Origin of the sequence: Hyphomonas oceanitis SCH89, assembly GCF_000685295.1 — a bacterium.
GTDB lineage: Bacteria > Pseudomonadota > Alphaproteobacteria > Caulobacterales > Hyphomonadaceae > Hyphomonas > Hyphomonas oceanitis.
Genome location: NZ_ARYL01000177.1, coordinates 1 through 333, shown reverse-complemented (window position 1 = coordinate 333; position 333 = coordinate 1). Strand labels below are relative to the sequence as shown.

The window sequence follows — 333 nt, the reverse complement described above, 5'->3', positions numbered from 1 at the left end:
GCATACGAACGTGTCAAAGCGTTCCGTGAAAGCCAACTCTAACGGCTCCAGAACACATGGACTTCATCGAAGCCCGTCTGGAACACCATGATCTCACCATTGAGGGCCATGTCGCGGGCGAGCGCTGTCCAGTCGATGTAATAGTCGAGCGAAGCCGGGATTTCTGTCCCGCTCTCCCGCATGAATTCCTCAGCGAAGTCTGCGGCGCTGCGATATTCTCCGGCATAATCTTCGAAGGCTGCACGGGCCTGTTCAAGGTCGTCGCCGAAATGCCGGTACAGCTTGGCGGCAATCTCGCCATACTCGCCAAGAAAGTCGGCAAGGTCACAGACG

Annotated in this window: 1 protein-coding gene; it reads right to left on the bottom strand. The window is 56.8% G+C overall.

Annotated features, from left to right (window positions below; genetic code table 11):
* Window positions 1-38: 38 nt before the first annotated feature.
* The coding region (locus tag HOC_RS20810) for an antirestriction protein ArdA (RefSeq protein WP_035542840.1) at window positions 39-333 on the bottom strand (295 nt) is incomplete at its 5' end.